Genomic DNA, 15674 nt, shown 5'->3' on the forward strand with positions numbered 1-15674 from the left:
GCTAGCAGATAGCTATTTTTATTTTATTGAATTTTTTATAAAAAACTTAAAGGAAATAATTTATGTCGACAAACGGGCAAGACAGTACTGCAAATAATAATGATACAATAGAAATACAAGAAACTGAAGTTGTACCTGTAGAGACTACAAATTCTTTACAATCGGGGTTAACAAGCTTAATACCGATGGTTTTAATTTTTGCTGTTTTTTATTTCTTACTATTACGTCCGCAAGAAAAACGTCGTAAAGAGAGAGAAAAGCTAGTAAGTGAAGTTAAAAAGGGTGAAGAAGTTCTAACAAATAGTGGTATTTACGGGATCGTTACTAAAGTTAGCGAAAGCGAACCTAACATTGAAGTTGAGATAGCAAAAGATGTGCGTATTAAAGTTTTAAAAAGTGCTATTGTTGATATAACTAGCCGTTTCAAAGATGTAGCAGTTAAAAAGGAAGATAATAAAAATAACAAAAAAGATAAGAAGGTAAGTGGTGCAAAATCTTCCTAAGTGGAAAATTTTCCTTTCAATTATATGTACGATTTTTGCAGTTATTTGTGCTTTACCAAATTTTACACAGGTAAAGTCCAAATATCTGCCTCATGATTCAGCAAATTTAGGACTTGACCTTAGGGGCGGAGCACATTTATTACTTGATGTTGATTTCGATACTTATCTTAATGACACTATGGAAAATTTAGCCGATACTTTACGTAAAAGCTTTCGTGAAGATAAAATCGGTTATAAAAACCTGTTAGTTAAGCAAAATAATATTCAACTAGAGCTGAGATCGCAGGAAGAATTAAAGCCGTTAAAAAGAATAATTAGCAAAATTGATCCTGAGATTAATGTTGAAGCGAATGACAATAGAATAAAGCTTTCCTATAGTGAATCTAGATTAAGTGAGCTACTTAATAAAGTAGTCGATCAATCTATTGAGATTGTCAGAATGCGGGTTGATAGTACCGGTACTAAAGAGCCTATACTGCAAAAACAAGGTGATAGGCATATATTATTACAAGTTCCAGGGGAAGAAAATCCAACTTATTTAAAAAATATTTTAGGTAAAACTGCTAAGCTAACTTTTCATTTAGTTGATGAAAATGCCAATGTTGAAGAAGCGGTAAAAGGGCATGTGCCTATGGGTTCAATGCTTGTTCAAGGAGATAGAATTGGTTATTTAGTTGTAAAGAAAAAAACTATTTTAGGTGGCGATTCATTAACAACTGCCGCCGCATCTTTTGATCAGAATTCACAAGCAGTTGTATCATTTTCCTTTAATAGTTTTGGTAGTAAATTATTTGGTGAAATTACCAAAAATAATGTGGGAAAGAACCTTGCTATAGTTTTAGATAATAAGTTACTTAGTGCTCCGACAATAAATCAACCAATTATGGGCGGTAGTGGTATAATTTCAGGTGATTTTACTGTTGAATCGGCAAATGAACTTGCATTATTGCTTCGTGCTGGCTCGCTGCCTGCACCGCTTAAGATTATCGAAGAAAGAAGTATAGGACCAAATCTTGGGGCTGATTCTATAGAATCAGGAAAAAAAGCAGGGATAATTGGTTTTGCAGCAGTTTGTATATTTATGGTATGGTCTTATGGCTTACTTGGTTTATTTGCAAATATAGCTTTAAGCCTTGCTATGCTATATGTTTTAGCATTATTGTCGCTTTTCCAAGCTACCTTAACTCTGCCAGGGATTGCTGGAATAATACTTACTATGGGTATGGCTGTTGATGCTAATGTATTGATTTACGAGCGAATAAAGGAAGAGCTGAATAAAGGAACTTCAAATCTTTATGCTATTAAAACTGGGTTTGAGTCAGCTTTTGCTACTATTTTAGATTCTAATCTTACTACTTTGATTGTTGCTTTTCTGCTTTATATATTTGGAGTTGGAGCAATAAAAGGATTTGCTGTGGCATTAACAATCGGGATTATATCATCGATGTTTTCAGCAATTATTATTACTAAATTACTAATAGATATTTGGGTAAAATATTTTAAACCTAAAAAACTAGGTCTTGTATAAGATTTAAGGATATAAAAAATGCAATCAAATGTTATAAAAATTATTATTGGAGTTAGTCTATTAATAGGCGTTGGAGCATTATATTTATTATTATCTTTAAAGACTCCTGATAAACCTCTTGCCGGTCAGGTAAATATTTATGAAGATAATGCAGAAATCGGTGGTGACTTTGAATTAATAGATCAAAATGGTGAACTATTTAACAGTGATGAATTAAAGGATAAATTAAGCCTTATATATTTTGGATTTACTAGCTGTCCTGATATATGCCCAACTTCTTTAAATAAAATAACAAAAGCAGTGGAAATTTTAAGCGAAAATAAGATAGATATAGTACCGGTTTTTATTACTATTGATCCAAGCCGTGATACTCCAGCAGTATTAAAGGAATATTTAAAACATTTTCATCCTAAATTTATTGGACTTACAGGTAATGAGAAGCAAATAAGGGAAGTAGCAGATAAGTTTAAGGTTTATTATGCTAAGGTTGTTAGTGAAAGTGATAATAACCAAGATTATATGTTAGATCATTCTTCTTTTACTTATCTAATGGATAAAAATGGAAAATATTTAAAGCATTTTTATTTAGACTCTGCTCCTAAAGAAATTATGGAATTTTTAAAAAGTAACTGATGAATAATTATTTACTGGTAGCATATATATTTACCTTTTTAAGTTTGGGAGTATTGTTAGTTAGTAGCTTTACAAGTTATAAGAAAGAGAAAAAAAATATTGATGCAAAAAGGAGCAAAAAATAGGTTAATAACTATCATTATTTGTTTTTGTTCAGCAGTAATCGGAGTTAGTATAATACTTTATAATTTAGAAAAAAGTATAGTATTTTTCGTGCAGCCATCAAAGATTAATGAAGTAGAGCAGGGGAAAGAGCTAAGAGTTGGCGGGCTAGTTAAAGTAGATTCAATAAATAAAATTGCGGCTAATAAAATAAGCTTTGTTATTACGGATAATATTAAAGATTTAGAAATATTATATCAAGGGGTGTTACCTGCTTTGTTTAGAGAGGGGCAAGGAATCATTGCTATTGGTAAACTATCAGACGACAAGTTTATAGCAAGGGAGTTGCTAGCAAAGCATGACGAGAATTATCGACCTCCGAATACTGTCATTCCCGCAGAAGCGGGAATCTAGAAAAAATCTGTCATACTGCAGCTTGACCGCGGTATCTCAGGACACATTCTATAGCACAAGATCCCGTGATCAAGTCACGGGATGACAATATAATTGACTGGATTCCAGCTTTTGAGGGAATGACAAATGAGCTATTAAATAATATAAAACAATTATAACAAAAAATGTTTATAGATAAAATTAAAGCAAAAGCAAATAATGACGAAATAAATGTAATCATTGAAATACCGATGAATAGTGGTCCGATTAAGTATGAATTCGATAAAGAATCGGGAGCGGTTTTTGTTGATCGTTTCATGCAAACCACGATGAGTTATCCATGTAATTACGGCTTTATTCCGCATACTCTTTCTAATGATGGCGATCCGGTAGATGTGCTTGTTGTATCGCATCATCCAGTAGTGCCTGGTTCAGTAATTAAGTGCCGAGCTGTTGGAGTGCTCATGATGGAAGATGAATCCGGATTTGATGAGAAAATTATTGCAGTACCAACCTCTAAGCTTGATATTACCTTTAATCATATCAAAGACTTATATGATGTATGTGAGATGCTTAAAAAACGTATAGTTCATTTTTTTGAGCATTATAAAGATCTAGAAAAAGGTAAATGGGTTAAAGTTACCGGCTGGGAAAATAAAGCCAAAGCTGATAGCTTGATTAATGAGGGGATAGATAGGATTAAAGGTTAGTTTTATGTCATTCCTGCCAAGTGCATGGGTGTCATCTCGTGGCGGCATTGTTGCGTGGTTCCGATGTCATTCCGTTGATCGCAGGAATCCAGGAAGAAAAGCATAAATACAGCAAATTTTTAAAATTAAAAGCTTAGGTTACCTAGCTTTATGCTGGATTACTGCGATCAACGGAATGACACTAATCCACCAAAAATACATATCCTCGCAATGACGTGCTTATGAAAACAATAAAATTATAAACCAGTGACATTATTCAGATCAGGGATTGTAGTAGCATTTTTCACATTAATTTCTCGCATATTTGGGCTTGTGCGTGAACAATTTATTGCATCATTATTCGGCTCCACAACTATGGGCGATAGTATTAATGTTGCTTTTAAACTACCAAATCTATTTAGAAGAATTTTTGCCGAGGGAGCATTATCGAACGTCTTTATCCCTATTTATAACGAAAAAATGCTGATTTCTAAGAAAGCAGCTGGCAGATTTTCTGGTGAGGTCTTTACACTTTTACTACTCTCATTAATAGTTATAATAGTATTGATGCAAATATTTATGCCGCAATTAATGCTATTTATAGCTCCTGGTTTTCACGGTAAAAAAGAGAAGTTTGAGCTCACAGTATTTCTATGCCGAATCACTATACCTTACTTAATATTTGTATCACTCACAGCTTTATTAGGTGGAATTTTAAACTCAGTAAAACGCTTTGCTGCTTTTGCTTTTTCACCTGTTATCTTAAGCGTATGTGTAATACTATGTACTTTAATGTTAGATAATTATACAGAGTCTACCATTTCAATTAGCTTATCTTTAATAATTGCCGGAATATTACAAGTCTCTTTTATGTTTGTTTGCGTTAAAAGAGCGGATTTAAGTTTTCCATTTATTTTTAAGCCAAATGATCCGGATGTAAAAAAGCTTTTAATTAATATGGGACCGGCGACCATTAGCTCAGGCGTACAGCAATTAAACCTTTTTATCTCTCAATCTATTGCTAGCTTTATTGAGGGAGCTATATCCATATTATCATATGCTGACCGAATATATCAATTTCCTCTATCAATAATAGGCACTAGCTTTTCAACTATTTTATTACCTGAATTATCAAAAATATATAAATCAAATGATATAGTAGCTGCAACGAAAGTACAGAATAATGCAATTAGAATGGGGCTATTTTTGTCGCTTCCTGCAACTTTTGGAATTATAATTTTATCGCATCCTATCATTAACGTGATTTACGAAAGAGGCGTTTTTACTTCTTTTGACACTACAAATACGGCTGAGGCTATTTCTGCTTTTGCTTTAGGGCTGCCTGCTTTTATTTTGGCAAAAATTCTAACCCCCATTTTTTATGCTAATAGTGATACTAAAACACCTTTGAAAATAACTCTATTTTCAATAATAATTAATACAAGTATGAATTTATTATTAATGGATTCTTTAAAACATATCGGTATTGCGGTTGGTACTTCTATTGCAGCTTGGTATAATTTAGGTTTATTATACAGCTATACTAAAAAGCAGAATATGCTACATATAGAGCAAGATATAAAATCTTTTTGTGGTAAAGTTTTAGTATGTTGCCTAATTATGTCTATTATGATTGGATCAATAAAACACTATTGTGTGGAATATTTTTATTCAAAATATTTACTAATTAGAATTTGTGCATTAGGAGGTACTATTTCAATTGGCATTATAGTCTTTTTTGGTGTAGCTTATTTATTAAAAGTAGTTAAGCATGTTAGAAAGTAGTAAAAATAAATCTAATTATCAAGATTTGCTAAAGACCTTAGCAATCATAGCCATGATCATCGATCATATAGGTTTGTATCTATATCCTGATCTTATTGTTTTACGAATAATCGGTCGTACTGCTATGCCGGTTTTTTATTTTTTTGCTGGCTATAATTTTCATGATAAGCCAAAACTACGAATATTAATATGGGGTGTTTTACTACAAATTTACACTACAATATTATTCAAGCAGTTTATCACTACAAATATTTTAATCTCTATTTATTTGGGGCAGTGCTATATTTATTATTTTCATAAGTCATTAACTCGTTTTTTCTATAGCGGTTACTGTCATGTTATTATAATGGTAATATTATGGTATATAAGCTGGGCTATCATTGATTATGGTACGGTTGTAATTGCAATTATGATACTTGGATTTATTGCAAGACATGAACCCAAAAACCTAAAACTTTGTTGTTTTGTAACAATTCTCATTACTTTGGTAAATTCAGTTCTATTCGTGCTTACTACTTCTTTTAGCGATCTTAATTTCTCAAATTTTGATTTAATATTAGATATTATCTTATTAACAGTTACATATATATTAATGATCATAGGCAACTATTCAAAAAGACTATTTATAAATTTAAAATGGGTTAGCAGAAATGTCATATATATATATTTTGCACAAATTATTATTTTGCAATTTATATTTGTCTATAGTTACACATATGGTTTTAAAAATTGGTAGATAAAAATCAACAATTTTGGTGGTATTTATTTTTTATTGATATTAGTATATTTGAGCAACTAATTAATATTAATAACGATGAATGTAATAGATCGTTTAATCTTAGATAATGAAAAATATAAAGAAAGATTTAAACAAAATAAGTTATTTAAAATTAAATTAGAAAGTGACGCACAAAAAAATAAATTTTTTGATTACTTCCAAATCTGGTCAAACGAATTCCAAAAAATGGTACTTGCAAGATTAGTATTTTCAGAACATAAAGAATTTACAAAACTTGCTTGGGAACATTTACTTGATGAATTCGGTCATAATATAGAACTTACAAAAGATAGAAAAAATAATACAGAAGTGGAAGACCCTATCTTTGAGGCACTTGGTTCTTGGTTTACTTTGAAAATGATGATACTTGGGGATAGTGAGCGGGCAGTGCTTGTGCATATGATAATAGAATCGTGTGCTACTATATTTTATGAGAAGTTAGGCTCGGTATTTTTAAGCTGTAAAAAAGCAGAAAAGCACTTTAAAATCCACATGCATCTTGACCCTGAGCATGAACAAATGGGAGTAGATTTATTGAAACAGTTAAATGTTAATGATCTTTTACTGCTTAATATTCAAAAAAAAGGCTGGGACATGATTGAAGCTTTATTCACTAGACTTGCAAGCATTGTAGAGGGGTGATTGTCGCTGTTATTGTGGCATAATGTTATTCTTGCGTGGATCGAAAAATACCCTTAATGTCATTCTTAGCTAAAAGCAGGAATCCAGAAAAACAATATCGGCTTTTCTTCACAATGACGTCACTTAGCTTAAATACTTATCTCCCTACTTTACTCACTAAATTCTGTTCTATCTGTTTTAATTACTTGAAATTATTGGTTTAAAAAAATAAAATTGTTAAATAAAAAAATCAATATATAATACTAAAAAAATTTTAGGTAAAAAAATGAGTTTAAAATCCACTTTTATTGATACTCCTCTTGGTTCAATGCTTGCTATTAGTGATGAAGAAAAGCTTTATTTGCTTGATTTTGCTGAAAGTAAAGGTTTAGAACGTAAAATTAAAAAGCTTAAAGTAGCAGCAAAGTCAGATATTGCTTCAGGTAGTACTAAACCTATTTTATCAGTTGAAAAAGAACTTAAATTATATTTTGATGGTACTTTGCACAAATTTAATACTACGTTGTGTCTTGTAGGAAGTGAGTTTCAAAAGTTAGTATGGGAAAAGTTAATGAACGTACCCTATGGTGAAACAAGAAGTTACTTTACTCAAGCTAAAGCAGTAGGCAAAGAAACTGCCTATAGAGCTGTTGCAAATGCTAATGGAGCAAATAGATTTGCCATAATTATTCCGTGTCACCGTATCATTAATAATAATGGCGAGCTTGGTGGATATGCTTCAGGACTACATCGTAAAAAATGGCTTATTGAACATGAAAGAAAATTTACAACAAATTAGAGATATTCTAATTAATCTCTTAGGGTTTAATTCCCCGAAGCTCTGCTTCGTGATATACTAGATGCATGGAAGAAAGCAGTTATATACATAAAAGTCATAATGTCACAGTACTAATATATCATTTAGTAACACCGGCAAAGTATAGAAGAGTAATATTCAATGAGGAACTAGACGATTATTTATGTAAAATTTGTGAGGACATAGAGGCTCGTTATGAAATTAGATTTTTGGAAATAGGAGTAGATAAAGATCATGTACATTTTTTACTACAGTCAATACCAATGTATAGCCCAACAAAAATAACTCAAATCATAAAAAGTATTACATCTAAGGAAATGTTTAAGAAATATCCAAATCTTAAAGAAAAATTATGGGGAAGTGAGTTTTGGAGTAAAGGATATTTTATGAGCACAGTATGTAAACATGGTGATGAGCGGAAATTACGTAATTATGTAAAAAATCAAGGTTCAGGCAAACCTTCTTATAAAGCATTTCAACAAAAACAGTTAAAACTTTTTGGATAGATACCTCGTAGCTCTGCTGCGAGGAGTATCATTTCTGCAACCATTCCTACAGAACGCTTAACAGCCTTTTTTAAAACTAAAGAGGGGCAGTATGGTGAGTATGATAAATTTATAGGGGTGACTGTACCGACTTTACGTAAAATAGCTAAAATTTATTATAATTTAAGTAAAGATGATTTAGGCGGGATTATTAAATCAAGATTTAATGAAGAGAGGTTTTTAGCTTCGGTTATCCTTATCAATCAATATCAAAAAGCTTCTGATAACGATAAGAAAATTTTTTATCAATTTTATATAGACAATATAAAATATGTCAATAATTGGAACTTGGTTGATGCTTCAGCTCATCATATTATCGGAGCTTATTTATGGGATAAAGATAAGGAATATCTTTATAAATTAGCAAGATCTAAAAATCTTTGGGAAAGAAGAATAGCAATGGTTGCAACTTGGTATTTTATTCGCAAAAATGAACTCGATTTAACTTTTAAAATAGCCCAATTATTGTTAAATGATAAACATGATTTAATTCATAAAGCGGTAGGGTGGATGCTACGTGAAGCAGGAAAAAGGGACGAAAAGCAATTAATAGAGTTTTTAAATCGACATATATCACAAATGCCTAGAACCATGCTGCGTTATGCAATTGAAAGATTTTCTGAAGAAACACGTAAGCATTATAAATGAAAAACTTTGTCGCTATTTTTCAAATAAAACAAGTATAACCTTAAAAAACTAGATTTATAGAAAATTTATGCTAGTATTTTATAAAACTATTAAAAGGTATTAATTATGATAAAAACTTTATTGGCTGGTTTCATAGCTTTTGCTAGTATAACAAGCTATGCTAGCCCTAATACTCAGCCAACCCAAAATACTAATCCTACAGATTTATCTACTACTTTATCTAAGTTAAATGCAGCAGGAGCTGTACAATTTGCACAACCTTGGGTAAGACCTACTACAAATGTCGATAATGCACTAAGCAATTCTGCTATGTATTTTACATTAGCAAATACTAGACCGGCTAGCTATAATATAGTTAATATATCTTCAGATCAAATAGGTAGAATAGAGATGCACCAAACAGTTACTGACAGTAATGGTGTTAGCCAAATGGCGAAAGTAGATTATCCGTTTTTAATTTCTGGTAACCTTAAAGTTGGTTTTGTACCTGGAGGTATGCATATAATGCTTTATGATATAAGAAAAGATCTAAACGTAGGTGATACAGTTGATATAACTTTTTTCTTTGATGATAATAGTGTAAAAACTGTTACTGCTAAAGTAGCAAATGATAACCCTTATCCTCAACAGTAAAAGAAAATTTTAATAGCCTGTTCTTGCGAGGAGAATTACAAAAGCTTTCTCGCAATGACGAGTCTTTTAACTATTCTTATGCATATAACTATTGCATAATTGTATTATTTCTTCTTTATATCTTGGTTTTTGTAAATGTCTACTTTTTAGGCTTAAATTTTTAAAATCTTGTTCAGTTAAAGGTAGATATTTACATAGCTTCATTAAATCTTCATCTGAAATAAAATGTTTTCGTGGGATATTTATAGTTTGGGCTTTTTCTTCACGATAAGCTGCAAGCATTTGTATTTTAGTATTAAAATCTTTAATTTCAATTCTAAATTTTACTTTTTTCCAAGCATCCTCGGGCTTTATCTCATAGTTTTTAATATTAAATAAAAACTGGAGCATGTACTGATATTGATTCGTTAAATTATTATCCAAAATTATCTTATTTAGTTGTTTATATATTTTGTCCAAATATTCAACATCTAAAAATGCATAATTTAGCATATCTTCAGTAATAGGGCGTTTTAACCAGTTAGATTTTTGATGAGTTTTATCAATATTAATTTTAAAGAGTTTATAACAAAGATCATCATAGCTTAGTTGACTACCAAGACCACAAACATTTGCAGCAACTTGTACATCAAAAATATTGGAAGGCAGAGTTTTAAATAGATTATGAAAAATTTCGAAATCTTCACGAGGTGCGTGAAATATTTTAATAATATTACTATCTATAAGCAGCTTGTTAAAGACGTTTAAATCTAGATTATTTATCGCATCAATTATTATACTGCAATCTTCTGCTTTTACTTGTATTATACTGAGTTTGGAGTAATAGGTATAACGACGTTCAAATTCTGTATCTATACTCAACCATTTTTTGGTGGATAATTCCTTACAAAACTCTTCTAATATTTTTTGACTATTAATAATTTGCATAAATGAAGCTATTTACAAAGCTCCAATAATTTTTAGAAAAAGATTGGTATGAGATAAAGATAATACTACTTCAAAACCGATTAATATAATAATAATCCACTCAAGTTTAGTAGAATGTTTATAATTAAGATCATTTGAAAGAATATCAAGTAACTCATGAATCATATTAAGGCGATGATTCATTATATTTTGTCTTATTTCTATGTCCTGAAATTCTGCCGTCATAAGATATAGAGGCTCATAGCTAGGACGACGCCAAAAAAACTCAGGCGTATCGAATATATCACTATGTAAACTGATTGAATAGCGTTCACTAAATAATATTCCTATTTGTTGTAATATCTCTTTTTTAGACAGAGAGACACTACCTGTTCTAGCTAGCTCTTGTTGTATAGGAGTGGTTTGAGATATCAAATTACTCACAGACTGCTCAAGAACGCTAAGTTTAACAGATTGAGCAAGTGCATGAGAAATAGACAGTTTAACAAAAACCGATTTATCAGCTAAAATTATTTTGTTTTTTTCTTCGTCAATAAAAGTTTTTTCGTGTTCTTCACTATATTCAAAATAAATATAATCGGATACAGGTTCGGCAAGTTTGTTTATTGTTACTGAATCAATATCATTTAAAATTACTTTTTCCTGAATTTCGTCACCACCCCAAATAGTTACACAACCAAAAGGGAAGAAAAATATATCTATATAATCAGAATCTTTATTTATTTCTTTCCGGATGTATAAAACATCATCAAAATGCTGAGGTTCAAGCCCTATCTTTTTTAAATTAGTAACTAGATCACTCATCTTATATTCAGAAGAAACACAGTAAGATGAACATCTCATAATTATTTAAGTTTAATTTACACAAATTTAAAGTATAGTGGTGTGAAGCATAGAAAGTCAATAATATTATATACTCGTTTAATTTGAAAAATTGGCTACGTCGTCTTACAAGTACTCCGGTACTCACGTATTAAGTATACGCTCCGTTCCTCGTCTTGTAGACTTCTTACTCTTTTCCAAATTAAACTTCGTCTATCTATTTTTTTATTTGTTGGGAGTAAATTTAATGTACGAAATATTAAACAATAGGAAGATTATTAAAATAGTAGGTTTGGATTCGGTAAAATTCTTACAAAACCTTACAACTAATGATATCAATAAGAGTAATTACTGTTATACTTATTTACTTAATAATCAAGGTAGATATTTATTTGATTTCTTTGTATATATACATAACCTTAAAGAAATTTATATCGATATTGATGAGAAAAGTAAAACTGCCTTAATAGATCACTTAAATTTTTATAAGCTCCGCTCTAAAATAGAAATAATAGATTGTAAAGATGAGTATAAAATTGCTTATTCTCATCAAGAATTAAATATGGATTCATTAGTCACAGCTCGTGATCCTCGATACCATTTACTTGGGTTTCGCTCAATAATACTAAGCCACTCATATGATTCCTACATAGGCGGGAATCTAAGTGAAAAATTATATTTAGATGATAAATATAATTTTGCCATAGTAGACGGAGTAGATGATTTGGCTTCAGGTGAGTCAATTCCGGTTATCTATGGTGCTGAAGAATTGAACGCTATTAGTTATGATAAAGGTTGTTATGTAGGTCAAGAAGTTATATCAAGAACTAAATATCAAGGTGTTATAAGAAGAAAGATATATAAAATTATAACTGAGAAAGAACTATCATCTTTAGTTAAAAATGAGGAAATAACTACGACCAAGAACAAAATTGGTATATTATGTTCCAGCTATCAAAATAAAGCTATCGCCTTAATTAGAGAAGAGAAGTATTTGGCTAATAAGGAAGAAGATATTACTGTGGGTGGGATTAGAGTAGATTTATCTCTTGCTCCTTGGTATATGTAAGTAAAACTTCAAAAATTGGTTACGTCGTCTTATAAAATCTGCGGTACTCACGTACTAAGTGTTACGCTCCGTTCCGAAAGTTTCAGACTTCTTACTCTTTTTGAAGTTGAGTCGAAGTATACATATTATTTATTTAAGGTATAATAATAAAAAATCAAAATATATGAATCTAAATTCTCCAAAAATATCAATAGTTTTACCAGTTTATAATAGGGAAAAATTATTACCGAAAGCTATTGAAAGCTGCCTTAATCAAATATTTAAAGATTTTGAACTTATTATAATCGATGACTGCTCTAAAGATAAAAGTTTTGAAATAGCAAAAGAATATGCAAAGCAGGATCAGCGTATCAAAGTAATAAGAAATGAGCCTAATAGAAGATTGCCAGCTAGTCTTAATATTGCTTTCAAAGAGGCTAGGGGACAATATTTTACTTGGACTTCCGATGATAATTTTTTGCATGAAAATGCTTTAGAAAAAATGAATGATGTTTTAGATAATTCACCGGATATAGGTCTTGTTTATACCGATTATACTCTAATTGATGAGCAGGGCAAAATAGGTGCAAGGCTCTATCAAGAATCTCCGGAATTTTTGCCTATTCGTGATTGTGTTGGAGCATGCTTTTTATACAGAGCAGATGTAGCAAAGAAAGTAGGCGGATATAATGAAAACATGCATTTAGTTGGTGATTATGAATATTGGCTTCGGTTTGGGCTTGTTACGAAATTTGCTCATGTACCAGAGTCGTTATATTTTTATATGGTGCATAATCAGAGCCTAACAACTGAACGTAAAGCAGAAGCCCAAAAAGCTAAAAGAGTTTTAAAAGAATTATTTAAGAATAAATATGTTATTCCTGATGAGATTAAGCCCATAGATGATTTATATAGCTGGTTTATTGAGGATAAAAATTTAAATTCTTATCTTAAATTATTAAAAATAATAATTTGTAATCCTATCATTACCCTTTCTTATATTCTAAAAAACCTTAAAAGAATTAGATAAATTTTTATTGATAAAAGCAGAAATGAAGATATTATTTAAGGACTTAGTGTCACCCCGTAGTGATGTTGTTGCATGGCTAAAAAAAAGCGTTCTATGTCATTCCCGCCTACGCGGGAATGACAATTAGAGTCGTGCAACAATATTGATCAAGCCATGGTATCACACATATTAAACAATATATTATATGCCAAATCATGATTTCCTACATTCATTAAACGAGCAGCAACAAAAAGCAGTTCTTCATACCGAAGGACCGCTTCTTTTGCTTGCAGGGGCAGGAACAGGTAAGACGAAAGTGCTAACCTCAAGAATTGCGAATATTATTCATCAAAATTTAGCATCCCCGCAGAATATTTTAGCTGTTACTTTCACGAATAAAGCAGCAAAAGAGATGCAGGAAAGAGTCCATAATTTGGTTAGCTCTTACGGTCTTAACATTGGTACTTTCCACTCAATGGCAGCAAGGATATTGCGTGATCAAATAGAGCATTTAAATCTCGGTTTGAATAGTAGATTCACTATTATTAATCAAGATGATCAACTAAGATTGATTAAGGATATAGTAAAGCTCAAAAATATTGATACTAAAAAATATGCTCCTAAATTAATACATATCGTAATCTCACGTTGGAAAGATCAAGGTTTATTGCCAAATAAGCTATCAAGTTCTGATACTAATTTACCGCTGCAACGTGTAGCAAAACTTGTTTATGAGGAATATCAGCAAAATTTACTTATCTCCAACGTAGTAGATTTTGGGGATTTGCTGCTTTATAACAATGAACTTTTCATTAAAAATCCTGAGATATTAAAATATTACCAAGAAAAATATCGTTATATTTTAATTGATGAGTATCAAGATACTAATGTCGTGCAATATTTGTGGGCAAGAATGCTTGCAAGCTTAAGTAAAAATATCTGCTGTGTTGGTGATGATGATCAGTCCATTTATGGTTGGCGTGGTGCGGAAGTAGGCAATATATTACGTTTTGAAAAGGATTTTTTAAACGCCACAATTATTAAGTTAGAGCAGAATTATAGATCAACTCTTCCAATTCTTGCGGCTGCTTCAAATGTTATCAATAACAATAAAAATCGTCATGGCAAAACCTTATGGACTGATAAGGAAAGCGGCGAAAAGATCAAAATTATATCTTGTTGGAACGATAAAGAAGAAGCAAGATATATTGCCTCCGAAATAGCTAGGTTAGTGCGAGAGGGAAGATATAGTGCAGGAAATATTGCTATATTAGTGCGAGCAGGATTTCAAACTAGAAGTTTTGAAGAAGCCTTTATAAATAGTGCTATGCCTTATAAGATTATCGGAGGTCTTAGATTCTATGAACGTATGGAAATAAGAGACGTGCTTGCTTATGTTCGTATTGCTTTAAACCAAAATGATAATTTAGCATTAGAGCGTATTATTAACGTACCGAAAAGAGCAATAGGGGCAGTGACGTTAAATAAAATTAAAGTATATGCTATAGAAAAAAATATCTCTAATTTTGCTGCTATTAAAGAAATGCTAGAGGATGGTGAGATAAAAACAAAATCCTATGAAACTTTGAAAGATTTAGTTACTAAAATCAGTAATTGGCACGAAAGATTTAGCTTTGATGCTCCAATTAATGTTGTTAAAGCAATACTCGATGATTCCGGATATTTAGAAATGCTTCAGGAAGAGAAAACTGAAGAAGCTTTAGGCAGAATCGAGAATATCAACGAGATGCTAAGAGCTATTGCTGAGTTCAACGATATTCACGATTTTATCGAGCATGCAAGCCTAGTTATGGAGAATGAAGTTTTAGAAACCAATTATGGTGGTTCTGTAACAATAATGACACTACACGGTGCTAAAGGTCTTGAGTTTGACGTAGTATTCTTGCCAGGTTGGGAAGAGGGGGTGTTTCCGTCTCAAAGATCTTTAGATGAAGAGGGTGAAAAAGGTTTGGAAGAAGAACGTCGCATTGCTTATGTCGGTATTACTAGAGCTAAAAAAGAGCTTTACATTACCCATGCTGAAAGCCGCAAAATATTCTACGAAATAGTCAGATCATACCCATCAAGGTTCTTAGCTGAAATCCCAGAGGAAATTATTATCCGCATATCTTCTATGAAAAAATATGATTCTTTTTATAAATTTTAACTAATTTTTTTTCTAGAATTTAAAAT

Annotated in this window: 17 protein-coding genes; 15 read left to right on the plus strand and 2 right to left on the minus strand. The window is 31.1% G+C overall.

The window, feature by feature from the left end; genetic code table 11:
• Nucleotides 1-62 precede the first annotated feature (62 nt).
• The 12 genes from yajC to ACICQC_RS04405 all read left to right on the plus strand — a co-directional run bounded on the left by yajC (nucleotide 63) and on the right by ACICQC_RS04405 (nucleotide 9675).
• Complete coding sequence (gene yajC / locus ACICQC_RS04350) at nucleotides 63-503, plus strand: preprotein translocase subunit YajC (protein ID WP_395477530.1); 441 nt, start codon at nucleotides 63-65, stop codon at nucleotides 501-503.
• Complete coding sequence (gene secD, locus ACICQC_RS04355; RefSeq protein WP_395477531.1) at nucleotides 487-2031, plus strand: protein translocase subunit SecD; 1545 nt, start codon at nucleotides 487-489, stop codon at nucleotides 2029-2031. Before yajC ends, secD begins: the two co-directional genes overlap by 17 nt.
• Before the next feature lie 18 nt (nucleotides 2032-2049).
• A complete protein-coding gene (locus ACICQC_RS04360; RefSeq protein WP_395477532.1) occupies nucleotides 2050-2664 on the plus strand; it encodes an SCO family protein in 615 nt (204 codons plus the stop codon).
• A 102-nt stretch (nucleotides 2665-2766) separates the two neighbouring features.
• Nucleotides 2767-3180 carry a cytochrome c maturation protein CcmE gene (ccmE, locus tag ACICQC_RS04365; RefSeq protein ID WP_395477644.1) on the plus strand — a complete coding sequence of 138 codons (414 nt, stop codon included), beginning with the start codon at nucleotides 2767-2769 and terminating at the stop codon, nucleotides 3178-3180.
• A gap of 164 nt (nucleotides 3181-3344) precedes the next feature.
• The gene (ppa, locus tag ACICQC_RS04370; protein ID WP_395477533.1) at nucleotides 3345-3869 is read left to right on the plus strand and encodes an inorganic diphosphatase; all 525 of its coding nucleotides are present in this window, start codon (nucleotides 3345-3347) and stop codon (nucleotides 3867-3869) included.
• Between the two features lie 246 nt (nucleotides 3870-4115).
• Nucleotides 4116-5633: a murein biosynthesis integral membrane protein MurJ gene (murJ, locus tag ACICQC_RS04375; RefSeq protein WP_395477534.1), complete on the plus strand. Its 1518-nt coding sequence runs from the start codon at nucleotides 4116-4118 to the stop codon at nucleotides 5631-5633.
• A complete protein-coding gene (locus ACICQC_RS04380) occupies nucleotides 5620-6369 on the plus strand; it encodes a TraX family protein (protein WP_395477535.1) in 750 nt (249 codons plus the stop codon). Before murJ ends, ACICQC_RS04380 begins: the two co-directional genes overlap by 14 nt.
• Nucleotides 6370-6447: 78 nt before the next feature.
• A complete protein-coding gene (locus tag ACICQC_RS04385) occupies nucleotides 6448-7053 on the plus strand; it encodes a hypothetical protein (RefSeq protein ID WP_395477536.1) in 606 nt (201 codons plus the stop codon).
• Nucleotides 7054-7318: 265 nt separating this feature from the next.
• On the plus strand, nucleotides 7319-7831 hold the full coding sequence (locus ACICQC_RS04390) for a methylated-DNA--[protein]-cysteine S-methyltransferase (protein WP_395477537.1): 513 nt from the start codon (nucleotides 7319-7321) through the stop codon (nucleotides 7829-7831).
• Between the two features lie 65 nt (nucleotides 7832-7896).
• Nucleotides 7897-8355, plus strand: a complete 459-nt coding sequence (gene tnpA, locus ACICQC_RS04395; RefSeq protein WP_395477538.1) for an IS200/IS605 family transposase — start codon at nucleotides 7897-7899, stop codon at nucleotides 8353-8355.
• A 42-nt stretch (nucleotides 8356-8397) separates the two neighbouring features.
• Entirely contained in the window at nucleotides 8398-9042 is a 645-nt protein-coding gene (locus tag ACICQC_RS04400; protein ID WP_395477645.1) for a DNA alkylation repair protein, read from the plus strand.
• A gap of 105 nt (nucleotides 9043-9147) precedes the next feature.
• Entirely contained in the window at nucleotides 9148-9675 is a 528-nt protein-coding gene (locus ACICQC_RS04405) for a copper chaperone PCu(A)C (RefSeq protein WP_395477539.1), read from the plus strand.
• A gap of 66 nt (nucleotides 9676-9741) precedes the next feature.
• Here the strand turns inward: ACICQC_RS04405 and ACICQC_RS04410 are convergent, their stop codons facing one another.
• Nucleotides 9742-10602 (minus strand): ribonuclease D, encoded by an 861-nt coding sequence (locus tag ACICQC_RS04410; protein ID WP_395477540.1) that lies wholly within the window; start codon nucleotides 10600-10602, stop codon nucleotides 9742-9744.
• Between the two features lie 12 nt (nucleotides 10603-10614).
• The gene (locus ACICQC_RS04415) at nucleotides 10615-11406 is read right to left on the minus strand and encodes an RMD1 family protein (RefSeq protein ID WP_395477541.1); all 792 of its coding nucleotides are present in this window, start codon (nucleotides 11404-11406) and stop codon (nucleotides 10615-10617) included.
• Between the two features lie 265 nt (nucleotides 11407-11671).
• On the opposite strand from ACICQC_RS04415, the gene ACICQC_RS04420 reads away from it, so the two are divergent.
• The 3 genes from ACICQC_RS04420 to pcrA all read left to right on the plus strand — a co-directional run bounded on the left by ACICQC_RS04420 (nucleotide 11672) and on the right by pcrA (nucleotide 15648).
• Nucleotides 11672-12493 (plus strand): YgfZ/GcvT domain-containing protein, encoded by an 822-nt coding sequence (locus tag ACICQC_RS04420; protein WP_395477542.1) that lies wholly within the window; start codon nucleotides 11672-11674, stop codon nucleotides 12491-12493.
• A gap of 163 nt (nucleotides 12494-12656) precedes the next feature.
• Nucleotides 12657-13502, plus strand: a complete 846-nt coding sequence (locus tag ACICQC_RS04425; RefSeq protein ID WP_395477543.1) for a glycosyltransferase — start codon at nucleotides 12657-12659, stop codon at nucleotides 13500-13502.
• Nucleotides 13503-13686: 184 nt separating this feature from the next.
• On the plus strand, nucleotides 13687-15648 hold the full coding sequence (gene pcrA, locus ACICQC_RS04430; protein ID WP_395477544.1) for a DNA helicase PcrA: 1962 nt from the start codon (nucleotides 13687-13689) through the stop codon (nucleotides 15646-15648).
• Nucleotides 15649-15674 lie beyond the last annotated feature (26 nt).

The sequence above is a fragment of the Rickettsia endosymbiont of Pantilius tunicatus genome (assembly GCF_964291875.1).
Classification (GTDB): Bacteria; Pseudomonadota; Alphaproteobacteria; order Rickettsiales; family Rickettsiaceae; genus Rickettsia.